The following is a 12,478-nucleotide window of genomic DNA, read 5'->3' on the forward strand; positions in this document are numbered from 1 at the left end:
TAAAAAGGTTAACTAATTGGTATGTAACCCTCATTTTTATTTATCGCTTCCTGAATAGTTAATATCGCGCGATCTATTGTCAGAAAGATCAGTTATACTTAAAGTCTCATTATATTCAGACGTCCCTCCATTTAGCGTGATTTTGCTCTGAAAAACAAGCTGGTCGTTTCTACTTCAAATTATTGTTTGGCCACCTTTCTAATTTTAGCCTTTATATCGTCAAACCGTTTTATCTCACTATTGAGATCGTTAGGTTCAGGCTTTTTGTAAGCGTATTTATCACTGTGGGTATGCCCTTCCATATGTCTACAACATTGGGCGAAACTGTCTTGTAACTGATCAATCAGCTGGCGATCAAAATGGACCTTTGACAATGCATCGATGCTTACCCGCTCGTTAAATCGCTGGACAACACTACCAAACAGTTCATGGATTACCAGGACTTCATAACTAGTCCTTAGGCAAGCAAATCCAGATCTAATCAAATATTCGCGGTTACTCGGGGAGCAATCAAACTTCGCAGCCTCGGTGTATAGGTTTCTGGCGAGTTCCGCATTTCGATACTCTCGTTCATATGATGGAGAATTATTCAGCCAAACCTGGCCAGGGTTACCCCCTCGGTTTTCAATCCAATGACAGGAGTGCTCAACGTTCAAATCGCCACAATGGCCTATCAATGATGACAAAAATATAAGGTCATGTGTAAAAATAATTGTCTGTTTCGAGCTACTTTCTACAACTATACGTCTAGCGATCTCACTTTTTCTTTTTTCGTCCAAAGAATTGACTGGGTCGTCAAAAATAAGTCCTCTATTTGCTTCTGAAAGCCTCGTTTCAACAAGATAGTCGGCAATTGCAATGACTTTTTGTTCACCCTCGCTCAGTACGGCGTGTGGGTTTTTACCTTTGAGTTTTAACTGTCTATAAGACTTACCGGCAGAGCCTGTATGTGCTATTTCGATTCCAAAATTTCCATTCAGATTATGGCATTCTTTATTGAACTCATCAATGTATTTTTGATTGAAGTACTTGTCGGAAAGACTTTTTTCGGCATTTGTTACATCTGTCTTTGCCTTCTTGAAATTTGCTTTGCCGGCCATATGTATCCATTGCTGATCAATCAGGCAGCTTTCAAATTTTGAAATATTGGAATTGAATTTTTCCTTGTGATCGAGAAAGGTTTTTTCCTTTTTTAATTTTTCAAGCTCCCTCAGCAAGTCATTATTCTTGACTATTTTGATTTTACTCTCAATTTCGGATTCAATATCTTGATGATGCCTGAGTGTGGTCTGAAATTGTTCGCTAGCAAAAGGCTTTTTCTCCCTAAGGCTTGTCAAAATCTTGTTTCTGAGAGTATGTTGTTCTTTTAAGCCATGCTTGATTTCCTTTAACCGAGCAGGGTAGTTGTCGTTCATCCACACAACGAGAACATTATCCTCTGGCAGTAGATCAAATTTCAGCTCCTCAAATGTAATCACGATCTTTTCCAGTACATTCAAAGCGCCTCTAGCATTTTCTTCGGCAAGGCTTTTGATAAATGCCCAATAATCATCGATTAAAGATTGAGCTTCTCGAGTCAACAGTTGCTGACATAAAATGCAATAATCCCCGTCTTCCGGATAATTCGTATCTCCACTCTTCTGAGTCTTGGCAAATTTTTCAGCAGAAAGGATAAACTGCTTCCACTCGTCAGTTCCAATGTCAAGAATGGTTTCCGATTGAAATTTTTGACTCCCTTCAGCTTTTGCAATCGCCTCTTTTTCCAAGTAATCCTCAATAGTTTTGTTAATTTTCTCCAATGCGTTAGTTGAAAAAAAGCGATTAAGGGTATCAATTGAGGTTTTATTGTCGGTAATAAGCTTTTTTAGATTTTCGAGGTGCTTGATTTCCTTCTCCGTATTTTTTGATGCAACCAGAAGATCATCATGATTTTTGTTTTTTTGTGATTGTTGCTGTTTGTCTTCATCAGAAAACGGAGTATACTTATTCAACGCCTCTTTTTTTGTATTGGCATTGATTTCTATCACAGCAGTTTTAATCTCGGATTCACCGTCGAACAGGGCCGAAAGATCTTGAGGTGTACTAGAATTCTTTAGAAATGTTAATTCTGTCTCTAGCTTCTTCTCTACCTGACCAATTGCAGCACTCATCTCGCCGAAGAAGCTCAGGCCAGCGGGTCGGAATTCGAATTCATTTTTTTGATCTAAATGGCAGATCACGCTCTTTCCGTCAAATACTGAAAACTGCTCGAATTCTGCCCTAGCGCGATCTTTCAAGGTTAATGATATTTTGGTTGTTCCAGAAACAAAAAGAAAATTCGCACCAACTGGCTTGTGACCAGCCGCAATATGCACGTTCGGCAAAATTTCTTCCCGAGATTTGGAATGGAATACTTGCTTTAAGAGCCGCGTGTACCCGGTTTTGCCAGAACCGTTGGAACCGAAAATAATTGTGAGGTTAGGTCCGAACTCTAGTTTCTGCCCCTCTACCAACGCGTTCACACCTTCTACATTTTCGAGTTTGGCGAAGACCAAATCACCCTTATGACGTCTCGCACTGTCAGGATTGTAATTGACAGTAATTTCTGGGCGCTCTGTTTTTTCAAGGAGACCAAGCTGCTCCATCAGACAAACATACGCCGTATCTATTTCTTCATCTGAGATTCCCCAGCCAGACAATCGCCGCTCAGCCAAAAACTTCGACCAGTACGGCAACTCGTTGGCAAATTTTTTAATGGCAGACTCTAATGTGTCGGCTTGTCCATTTGGAGATTTAGTTGACGTATTTTCAGCCATGTTTTAATTTGCTTAAATTCTAAGTGTTTGCGTGATTTTCACATAACGAGGAGTAGTTTGTCGTGATTAACGTTGTTGCTTTTTTAGGGGCTACGAAAGAATTTGCCAATTTCCACTGTCTTTCATTAATGTCCAGACCTGACGTACACTTTCTAAGTGCCTGCATGACACCTTTCTACCTTCCGAATGCCAACTAATTGCTGTTTTCTTAGCAAACGGTAAGCCTCCGCCCAAAAATGGCCTACGCCTTCGCAGCGGAAGCAATTTCATTTAAAACCCGAACATCCCCTCCCGAAACGGAAATCCGCTCTCCCGTAATCCACACCGCATCATCGGAATCAAGAAATACGGATGCTTTCGCAATGTCTTCGGGCCGACCTCTGCGACCGTGCGGTGTATTGGCAACAAACATTTTCTCATACTCACCGTCGGGGCGACATCCGCGCTGGTTACATTGAAATTACCTCACCCAACTTCCATCTTCGCCATATCCTTCCAGATATAATGCGGAGCTGACTCGCGCAATGCCCAATTAATACTCATCGGCTTCGCTCCGTAATGGTCGATAATCCGCTAGGCCCAGGAAGACACAGGCAATTATATTGTCGAATTCATCATTGTTCTTCTCCCGCACAAAAAGAAGAATCGATTTTCCCGTTTGCTTTTGCTTTACATACGACAGCCCCTTGCCAGTTTCAGGCCGGACCGTGTTCTGAGACTGCCAGTGAAATATCTTTTCACTTACTGCGTAATCGTTATACAATGTGGTCGGAGAGTAATTTGCTTCTGTCTTTTCCAGCGTTATGAGCAGCAGCTCGGCATTCTTTGCTTCCAGGTTAACAACCCCTTCCCGGTTGCTGGATTTCCTTTTAAATGTGCTTTCTCCGAAAGCGGCCAAGATCTGTTCTCTCGAATATCGGCTATGTACTTTGAGCGGTTGAACGAAAGGCAGAGATTGAACCACTTGCAAATCCGGTACCGGGTAGTGTCGCAACAGCTCTATCCCGCATTCCCTCGTTGACCAGACGGCCGAGAAAGGCAGCAAAAGGTTCAATGTCCTGTTCCACACTGGCTTTTTCCAATAACTCCATATATTCGTCGCGACTTCCCACAGGTATTACCGTCCATGGATCCTCCCGAAGCCAGCATCGCATTCATCAGAAATCGCGCCATACGTCCATTGCCATCCATATAAGGGTGAATGAACACAAATATGAAATGTCCCAATACCGCCCTTACCGATGCTTCGGGCTCTTCTTGCAGAAGCTCGAACAATATGGGCATAGCGTCTCTCATGGCATCAACATTGAGCGGTACGTGTTTGGAATTACCGATATAAACCTGATGGTTCCTGTATCCGGCAAGATCTGCGCCCGTCAGGATACCTGCTGCTACACTTGGATCAAACATTTCCCTGTACCATTTCGAGTGGTCTTTGTCCGCGAGCATTCCTGCATCTTCACCTCGCAGTATGGCTTTGATACTCTCAGTTACAGATTGAAAAGCCTGGTAGTATCGTCTGGCAGCCATTGCGTCGCGTTGTTTACGATGTTTTTCATTGGCATTCCACTCCCCCGAACTTACTTTGGCAATCAGTTCGGGCGTGACCCTGTAACGTTCAATGGAAATCGAATGATAGGCATCTGTGGTTGCCATATCAATCCATCAAATCAGGCTGTTATTAATCTATTGACGATTGATGTGTCAATACTATTAAATCATGTTGTGACATTTCTATTAAACCATGTTGTGACAATTTTACTGGATAGTGAAAAATCACAACTACCATGCGGAATAAAATATGTCGAATAGCGAAGCTATACCTGATCTGGTATAATCCAGCCAAACTAGTTAGCTTTATACCTTAACGGGTATATAACATGTCTACTTTTTCATCATTCTTGAAAGAAAGGCGTAAGGCAGTTGGGCTTACACAGGAAGAACTTGCTTTCAAGGCAGGTGTCGGTCTGCGCTTTGTTCGTGATTTGGAACAAGGTAAGAAAACACTTCGACTTGATAAGGTCAATCAAGTTCTGTGGCTATTTGGAAAGGAAGTTGGTGTAGTGGATCTCAAACAGGAATTAGAAAAAGAAAAAGACAAATAGACTCCTTCAATTAATAGAAATGTCACTTCGCAAACTTTCGGCAACAAATCCTTATTACTGCCGAAAGTTTGCTTTCGTATCAAGCTTTCTTACTGCAACAGAACTACAAACTCTTACAAAAATTCGTATTTTTACGTCAGCAAAATCGCAGTTACCACCGCCAAAAACCACAGGCATTTTACCACCTTTGAACACCAAAAACCACCCGAAAACGCACTCAAAAACCAGCGAAAACCATCATCAATTCAAGCAATTTTCGCTAAAAGAATTATACATAACAAATATACTGTTGTACTATATGTATAAAAAATAGTGCGTCATTCGTGTAGTTCACATCAAATAAAGGAGACAAAACCTTGATTACGAGCCGATTAAAGGCAAAGTTCGAGACCCGTCTCCCTCGCAATACTGGCGGCTAATGTTGTTCGGACATTGCGTAAGTAATTGATAATCAGAAGTAATACATTCAAAATTAGACAAACTCAGACATTCTGAATTTTTACTTTGCCTTAACAAAAGTTTGAGGTCGAGCTGATAAATTGCAGGAGCATAGCGATTGCAATTACTCATGAGTTTGTCATAATGAAGAATCTGCTTCTTTTAATTGTATTGTTTATATTTTTAGATATTGCATTGGGCTGGATACCCATTTATTTCATGAACCCTGATCGGCAGTCAGTTTCTCTCAGCCTCGAGGCCATAATCCAGGGAATTGGATTTAGATTGTTTTTCGCATTTTGGAGTTGGATGAAGGCCTATTTTAGTTGGGCCCTGTTTAATATCTGTATCGTACTACTCTTCCCAAGATCAATAATTCGATCACTAGTCGTGACCTCAGCGATACCAATTTTGATTATCTCGTTTGCTCGGGAGGCATCGCCTTTCGTAATATGGTATTGCTTAGTAAGTATCGTTTTTGGTATTCTCTTTCACAAACATGTCAATCCTAAACCACAAGTGCCCGGTGAAACCACAAACATGCCTTCTGATTATTGATATGCAAAAGGGCTCATTTACGCCTGAAACACCCTGGTTTGAAACGGATTCGATTGTCAAAAAAATCAACTCGCTTGCAGCTATGTTCCGGAAAAACGCATGGCTTGTTGCGTTTGTGCAGCACAACGGAAGCGCAATGGACGAGTTTATTCCCAATACGCACGATTGGGAATTACTGGATGACCTAATGGTTCATGAACAGGATATGATGGTTGAGAAATTCGCAAATGACGTATTTTATAATACCAACTTCCACGCTAAGTTGAAAGAGCTTCATGTAAACGAAATTGTAATAACCGGCTGTGCAACAGACTTCTGTGTAGAATCCACCATTCAATCAGCCCTCGTGAAAGATTTTAATATTTTGGTGGTAGAAGACGGTCATACAACAGGAAACCGCCCGTTCATGGAAGCCAGACAAGTCATCAACCATTATAATTGGGTTTGGAAAAACATGACTCCAACGAAGGGCAAAATTGAGGTTAGGCCTTACTCAACTATCATGACATTGCACGAGCAAGCAATCGACCAGTCTTAATGCGGCCAGGCTTGAAGCTAACGAACGAAACATGTAAAGTCACCATTAAAATCATTAGCTATCCTTTCGAATCGCTGCGATAAAATTTAATGCTGCTTTCGCAAGGTCGCTGTCGGGGAATTCCGATAACATTTGATTATAGTAAGAGATGGCTTTTTCTCCTTCTCCAATTTGACTGTAACAAAAAGCGATATTATTCAATGCCATTTCTCTGAACGAAATTTTCGACGAGCTCAGAAGAACCACGTATCGATATTTATCAATCCAGGGATATTTATTTAAGAAATCGTAGCCAGACTGAAATCCAGCAATTGCGGCCCTAAAATCACCTGATTTAACAGCCCGTCCAGCTTGCCTGTGATCCTTTACGGCAACAAATTGGATTAGACTGGAGCCTATGAGATACGTGACAATTCCAAAAAGAAAAGAATGAGCAATTCCCAAAATGTAATATAACCCCACTAACAACAGGGTAAACCCAAGTTGGGGTAGCAAAGAAATCCAGGCAATTTGCTTCGTGACAGGAAGGCTCATAAGTCAGAGAAACGGCTAACGGTCTTGTGCAAACTGTTAGGAATATCTGACAATTAGAATACCCGGCATTCAGCTTAACGAAAACATAATGCTTCGCAATGCTACTTCGCCAGCTGCAAATCCGCTATACTCTTTATCCGGTTCCGCTCCAAAAACGCATCAATCGTCTCAAAATGCTCAATCACCCGTTTGTCTTTAAACTCAAAGACCTTTTGTGACAGCCCTTGTAAAAAATCACGATCGTGGGAGACCAGTACAAGCGTTCCGTCAAAGTTTCTGAGGGCTTCTTTCAAAACATCCTTCGACTTCAAATCCAGGTGGTTCGTAGGCTCATCGAGAATCAACAGGTTTACAGGTTCCAATAGCAACTTCACCATGGCGAGCCGGGTTTTTTCTCCACCGGATAATACACTTACTTTCTTGTCGATATCTTCACCTTGAAACATAAAGGCCCCCAGAATATTCTTGATCTGGGTTCTTACATCTCCTTCTGCGACCTCGTCAACCGTTTGAAAAATAGTCAGATTGGGATCCAGCAACGATGCCTGGTTTTGCGCGAAATAGCCAACCTTGACATTATGCCCAAGCTGGCAAGTTCCGTCCACATCGATCTGGCCCATGATGGCCTTGATCATTGTCGATTTACCCTCACCATTCCGGCCTACAAATGAGACCTTTTCGCCTCTTGAAATGGTCATGCTTGCATTTTTGAACACAACCTGATCCCCATAGGATTTGGAAACATCTTTTACGGTCACAGGATAGTCCCCTGACCGTGGCGAAGGTGGAAAACGGAGTTTCAGGGCTGAATTGTCAATTTCATCAATTTCAATAATTTCCAGTTTCTCCAACATGCGTTCGCGGGAGGAAACCTGATTGGTTTTAGAGTATGTCCCGCGGAAACGTTCGATGAATTGCATGTTATCAGCAATCATTTTCTGCTGTTCCTGATACGCCTTCACCTGGTGTGACCTGCGCTCCTCACGCAGCACCAAATAATGTGAATAATTGGCTTTATAGTCAAAAATCCGTCCCATGGTCACTTCAATGGTACGGTTGGTAATGTTGTCGATGAAGGCACGGTCGTGGGAAATTACCATCACTGCATTGGCCTTATTTACCAAAAAGTCTTCCAGCCACATTACGGATTCAATGTCAATGTGGTTGGTAGGCTCATCGAGCAAAATAAGGTCTGGCTTTTGCAATAGTATTTTGGCAAGCTCAATGCGCATACGCCATCCTCCACTGAATTCCTTGGTTTGCCGCTGAAAATCTTCCGGCCTGAATCCCAATCCTTTCAACGCTTTCTCAACCTCCGCGTCATAATTGACTTCTTCCAGCTGGTAATATTTTTCACCTATTTCGGTAACCTGTTCGATGATGGCCATATACTCATCGCTCTCGTAATCCGTGCGGGTTTCGAGCGCAAGATTCAGTTTTTCCATTTCGGCACGCATTTCAAAAACCTGCTTGAATGCTTTGGCCGCTTCTTCGAAAACGGTGCAGTTATCTTCGGTGAGTAAATGTTGCGGCAAATAAGCGATCACGGCATCTTTTGGCGCACGTACATGACCACGATTGGCTTTTTGTTCACCAGCAATGATTTTCATCATTGTGGATTTTCCCGCTCCATTCTTACCCATCAGGGCAATTTTATCCGTAGGATTGATAACGAAGGAAACTTCGCTAAAAAGGACAGATCCGCTAAATTCAACGGCCAAATTTTCAACTGTAATCATCTTCTCATTTTTTGAAGCCGCAAATGTACAATGATACGATCATTGGCCAACAGTATTGAATCAAAAAGTAGAAAACCGATTACTTTGATTTTCTTGTTGAGCAGAAGTTTGGAACCTGACTTGAAACTGAATTTACCGGGCAAATTTTTTTTGCATGATTGTCACAAAATGAGGTCTATCCAGTCCTTAAGATAAAACTGTAAAAATACATGGATAGTCCTTTTCTCTCTCCCATTGAAAAGCCAAGGAGCTTTCTCTGGAAATTGCTTTATTCTTTCACCCGTCGACGATTCGGTAAAGTCATTACTCCCATAAAGGTAATGGCCGTCCGGCTACCGTTAGCATTTGGGTCATTTTCGGGTAAAATAGGCCAACTCGACAAAAAATTACAATTGCCGCCCGAAACGGTTATGCTCATCCGGGAACGGGTAGCACAAATTAATGTATGCCTTTTTTGCATCGATATCGGACGGGCACACACCATTATGTCCGCGATGAACCAGGCTAAATTCGATGCATTACCTGAATACGAAACCAGCACGCTCTTTGATCGCAAAGAAAAAGTGCTCCTGGATTTTGTTACCATCCTGGCGAGGGACCGCAAAATGGAACATGAACTCTTCGAGAAGCTGGCCCAGTATTATGATGAAAGATCAATCTGTGAAATTGTTTGGATTGTAGCCACTGAATTTTATTACAACATAAGTAATATTGGCTTGAATATTCACTCTGATATGATTTGCGATATTGCCCAGAAAAAGATGCATCAGACCGCTGACAATTTAGTCCCTAACTTGTGAATGAACGGCAAGCCCGGACTTCATGACGGGCTTGCCTTTTTTAGCTGATTATGATACTAACAAGTGAAATCCTCAACCTTCATGCTTACCTGTTTCGCATTGCTTATAACATGCTGGGTGTCGTTGAGGAAGCGGAAGATATTGTTCAGGATGTGTATGAAAAGTGGCTTTCCGCGCAGCGCGTGCGGGAGCCAAAAGCCTATCTGGGGCGTATGGCGGTAAATAGCAGTATTAATCGGCTTAACGAACTGAAAAAACACCGGGAAAGCTACATTGGCCCCTGGTTGCCAGAACCTTATATCACCCTCGAGCCGGATCCTTCCCCGACAATTGAATACGGCTTATTGTTTCTGCTGGAAAGGTTGAACCCCTTCGAACGGGCCGTGTTTATCCTGCGGGAAAGTTTTTTGGAGGAGTATACCGCCATTGCCGAACTCACCGGACTCTCGGTCGACAACTGCCGTCAATTGTTGCATCGGGCGCATGAAAAACTGGGCCGTTTCAAAAATCAAACGTTAGAGCCTGCTTCCCAACGCGCACGAACAGAAGCGTTTCTTCTCGCCCTCCAGCAGCAGGACCGCCCGGCACTTGACCAATTGCTTAAGTCGGATATCGAATTATTCAGTGACGGGGGTGGCAAACGCGCAGCCGCCCTGAAACCGCTTTTGGGTCTTGAAAAAGTGTTAAAGTTTCTATTTGGCGTTGCGCAGCTTCCAGAAAATCACGAGAGCGAATTTGAGTACCGCCCGGCTTTTGCGAACGGGCTGCCAGCCGCCCTGCTCTTTCGCCGGTCAACGGGTGACCTGGACTCTATGTCTTACGTGGTAGGGGATACCAGCGGAATCGCCCGTCTTTTGTACGTGCGCAATCCTGACAAACTGCACATTCGGGATAAATGAAAAACTTGAACATGTCCTGAAACTCACACCTGCGGAATCTCTGCATTCAAATTATTCGTAGTTACCACCCGGCGATTCGGCTTGTTCTTTTTCAGATATCGCACGTGCATGATGCCGATGATCAATGCCAGGATTCCCTGCCCCAGCACGGTTGCTTGTACGCCGATGTGCTGCGAAAGGTAGCTGACGATCAGGCTCCCAATGGGAACGCCGCCTGAGTAGGCCATCACAAAGATGCTGATCACCCGTCCGCGCATGGCAGGTGCCACAAGGGTCTGTATCAGCGTGTTGCTGATCGTGGTTTGCGACATCATCCCGAATGCACCTATCGCAACGAATACAAGCGCGAGCGGATACAGACTTGTGTATGAAAAAAGGATCAGTCCTATGCCGAAAACGAATGTGTTGATCGCGAGTATCCGGCTGAGGTTGGTGCCGGGCGGCAGCGTCGCCAGGAAAATCGCGCCGCCTAATGCGCCAAAACCGATCGCACTGTCGAGCAGGCCGAATGTCGAGGCGGTGCCTTGGAAAATGTCTTTCGCGTAAATGGGCATCAGGCTGGTGAAAGGAAGCAGCAGCAGGCTCACCATTGCCAGCATGGTAATAATGTAGCGAATTTCGGGAGTCTGCCGTATGTACGTCAGTCCTTCAACGAGCTCGTTGAGGATGTTTTTGGTATGCTTCACCGGCGTGAACTTCGGCAGCCTGATCAGGAGCAACGAACTGATTACGGCGATAAAGCTGAATGTATTGGCCGCGAAACAGACTACTTCACCAAACCGCTCGATGGCTATGCCAGCGATAGCGGGGCCGAGGAGTTTGGAGAGGTTGACCATGGATGAGTTCAGCGCCAGCGCATTGGGAAGGTTCTTTTTATCGTCCACCAGCTCGTACACCAGCGACTGCCGCGCGGGCACATCAAATGCATTGATGAGGCCCAGCACTACGCTAAGCGCAATGATCTCCCAAACGGCATAATGCTTGAAAAAAACCACCAGTGTCAACGCGAGTGCCTGTACCATGGAAAGTACTTGGGTGATCAGCAATACACGGTACCGGTTGTAGCGGTCCGAAACAACGCCGCCCAGAGAAGTGAGCATTGCCGATGGGAAAAGAGTTGCAAAAATGCTTACGCCAAGCATAAACTTGGAATGCGTCAGCGAGTAAATGACCCAGCTGACTGCAGTTTTCTGCATCCAGGTTCCTAAAAGTGAAATGGTTTGTCCTGCAAAAAATAATCTGTAATTCCGGCTCTCAAAAGCACTCAATGCGGCAATCTTCATGAAGTTTGTTTACGGGATAGCGTAGCACCATATGCGGCCAATAAAAGCTTGCCAAACAAATACCATCCTACGGGAAACCGGGGAAGAAGAAATGTTGTGCATTGATGCCGATATTTACTCCGAGAAAAAGTTTGCTCAACTAAGTTTACATTATAAGTCATAAATAGCATTTACACAAACTCCTATGCCCATTCACGTAGCAATCACCCGCAAAGTGCTTCCCGGAAAAGAAGAAGAGTTCAAAGATGCTTTGCGGCGCTTTCTGGGAGATTCGTTTCTGCATGGCGGCGTTCATGGCGCGGCAATGATGACTGCTCTTCCGGGCAGTGAAAGTCGCGAGATCGGAATATTGAGAACTTTTGCCGACCAGGCCGAGCGCGACGCTTTTTATAATTCCACGCTTTTCAAGGACTGGGAAGCTTATGCCTCAACGCTGACGGAAGAACCTGTCTATCGGGAGCTTACGGGTCTAGAAGCGTGGTTTCGTTCACCAGTTCCGCCACCGAGATGGAAAATGGCTGTGGCAACGCTTTGCGGTGTCTATCCTACGAGCCTTTTACTATCTTACCTGCTCGGCCCCCACATTCAGGAATTACATCCCGCATTAAGAACTTTCATTATAGCCGGATGTATGGTGCCGATGCTAACCTGGATTGTAATGCCGCAGGTTACAAAAGTGCTCAAACCCTGGCTTTCCGGAATCTCGAGCAGCAACAAAAAGCGTGACGATAACGGCACTGCTCCAACCAAGCCGAGTGAAGTCGTAACCTGAATGCCGATCAACAAGCT

General features: G+C 44.0%; 11 protein-coding genes and 1 pseudogene. 5 read left to right on the plus strand and 7 right to left on the minus strand.

Annotated elements, in window-relative coordinates:
• Positions 1–179: 179 nt before the first annotated feature.
• The 4 genes and pseudogenes from NFI81_RS17415 to NFI81_RS17430 form a co-directional block, all read right to left on the minus strand.
• Positions 180–2,795 carry an AAA family ATPase gene (locus NFI81_RS17415; RefSeq protein ID WP_234611203.1) on the minus strand — a complete coding sequence of 872 codons (2,616 nt, stop codon included), beginning with the start codon at positions 2,793–2,795 and terminating at the stop codon, positions 180–182.
• 241 nt (positions 2,796–3,036) lie between these two features.
• A pseudogene (locus tag NFI81_RS17420) lies at positions 3,037–3,216 on the minus strand (SDR family oxidoreductase); the annotation flags it as partial.
• A 111-nt stretch (positions 3,217–3,327) separates the two neighbouring features.
• On the minus strand, positions 3,328–3,864 hold the full coding sequence (locus NFI81_RS17425; protein ID WP_310590123.1) for a DUF3427 domain-containing protein: 537 nt from the start codon (positions 3,862–3,864) through the stop codon (positions 3,328–3,330).
• Positions 3,846–4,451 carry a Fic family protein gene (locus NFI81_RS17430; RefSeq protein WP_234611200.1) on the minus strand — a complete coding sequence of 202 codons (606 nt, stop codon included), beginning with the start codon at positions 4,449–4,451 and terminating at the stop codon, positions 3,846–3,848. The genes NFI81_RS17425 and NFI81_RS17430 overlap by 19 nt, the downstream gene beginning before the upstream one ends.
• Before the next feature lie 224 nt (positions 4,452–4,675).
• On the opposite strand from NFI81_RS17430, the gene NFI81_RS17435 reads away from it, so the two are divergent.
• Positions 4,676–4,900 carry a helix-turn-helix transcriptional regulator gene (locus tag NFI81_RS17435; protein ID WP_234611199.1) on the plus strand — a complete coding sequence of 75 codons (225 nt, stop codon included), beginning with the start codon at positions 4,676–4,678 and terminating at the stop codon, positions 4,898–4,900.
• A 964-nt stretch (positions 4,901–5,864) separates the two neighbouring features.
• Entirely contained in the window at positions 5,865–6,434 is a 570-nt protein-coding gene (locus NFI81_RS17440; RefSeq protein ID WP_234611198.1) for an isochorismatase family protein, read from the plus strand.
• 54 nt (positions 6,435–6,488) lie between these two features.
• Here NFI81_RS17440 and NFI81_RS17445 read toward each other — a convergent pair whose 3' ends face one another.
• Both NFI81_RS17445 and NFI81_RS17450 read right to left on the minus strand, forming a co-directional pair.
• Positions 6,489–6,968, minus strand: a complete 480-nt coding sequence (locus NFI81_RS17445) for a tetratricopeptide repeat protein (protein ID WP_234611197.1) — start codon at positions 6,966–6,968, stop codon at positions 6,489–6,491.
• Between the two features lie 101 nt (positions 6,969–7,069).
• A complete protein-coding gene (locus NFI81_RS17450; RefSeq protein WP_234611196.1) occupies positions 7,070–8,707 on the minus strand; it encodes an ABC-F family ATP-binding cassette domain-containing protein in 1,638 nt (545 codons plus the stop codon).
• A gap of 209 nt (positions 8,708–8,916) precedes the next feature.
• On the opposite strand from NFI81_RS17450, the gene NFI81_RS17455 reads away from it, so the two are divergent.
• Positions 8,917–9,507: a carboxymuconolactone decarboxylase family protein gene (locus NFI81_RS17455; protein WP_234611195.1), complete on the plus strand. Its 591-nt coding sequence runs from the start codon at positions 8,917–8,919 to the stop codon at positions 9,505–9,507.
• A gap of 50 nt (positions 9,508–9,557) precedes the next feature.
• Positions 9,558–10,406, plus strand: coding sequence for a sigma factor (locus NFI81_RS17460; protein ID WP_234611194.1), 849 nt, complete (start codon positions 9,558–9,560; stop codon positions 10,404–10,406).
• 23 nt (positions 10,407–10,429) lie between these two features.
• Here the strand turns inward: NFI81_RS17460 and NFI81_RS17465 are convergent, their stop codons facing one another.
• Positions 10,430–11,689, minus strand: coding sequence for an MFS transporter (locus tag NFI81_RS17465; RefSeq protein ID WP_234611193.1), 1,260 nt, complete (start codon positions 11,687–11,689; stop codon positions 10,430–10,432).
• 184 nt (positions 11,690–11,873) lie between these two features.
• Here NFI81_RS17465 and NFI81_RS17470 point away from each other — a divergent pair, with 184 nt between their 5' ends.
• Positions 11,874–12,461, plus strand: a complete 588-nt coding sequence (locus NFI81_RS17470; protein WP_234611192.1) for a putative antibiotic biosynthesis monooxygenase — start codon at positions 11,874–11,876, stop codon at positions 12,459–12,461.
• Positions 12,462–12,478 lie beyond the last annotated feature (17 nt).

Origin of the sequence: Dyadobacter fanqingshengii, from assembly GCF_023822005.2 — a bacterium.
Lineage (GTDB): Bacteria > Bacteroidota > Bacteroidia > Cytophagales > Spirosomataceae > Dyadobacter > Dyadobacter fanqingshengii.